Raw genomic sequence first — 450 nt, forward strand, 5'->3', positions numbered from 1 at the left:
GTAAGAGCCCCTCGGCGGCGGTGGACCTGTACCGATTTTTCATCGGTAGCCGAGGCAAGACTGAGCGAAGGGGCAAGAATAGCCAACGCATTAAGGTTCCCGCCTGCGCGGGAATGAAGAACTATGTTTATGAAAAGTCCAAAGATCTCTCCACTACGGTCGAGATGACGACCCAGCGTCCCCTCATAGTTTCAGAGGAATAAGTCTACGGATGCCTGTCTATGCGCCCTGCTATCCGGCCTAGGATATGATGGAAGGAAAAAGCGTTAAAGCTTTTGCACTTCCTTTCACCCTACCACTACCCAGAGGCAGCACGCCCTCCCCGATCCTTCATCGGGGGCTTGTGCTGACGACCAAAAAAGCTTTGACGAATTTATCCGACATCAGATCCAAGCCTTGATTTTTTGTTACTTTTGGATCAAGCCAAAAGTAAGAGCCCCTCGGCGGCGG

Annotated in this window: 1 protein-coding gene; it reads left to right on the forward strand. The window is 51.8% G+C overall.

The window, feature by feature from the left end; translation table 11 throughout:
• Positions 1-203: hypothetical protein (locus U859_RS32320; RefSeq protein ID WP_037506008.1), on the forward strand; the 203-nt coding region annotated here is incomplete at its 5' end.
• Between the last annotated feature and the right edge of the window lie 247 nt (positions 204-450).

The sequence above is a fragment of the Pedobacter jeongneungensis genome, from assembly GCF_000633455.1.
In the GTDB taxonomy this organism is placed as follows: Bacteria; Bacteroidota; Bacteroidia; order Sphingobacteriales; family Sphingobacteriaceae; genus Pedobacter; species Pedobacter jeongneungensis_A.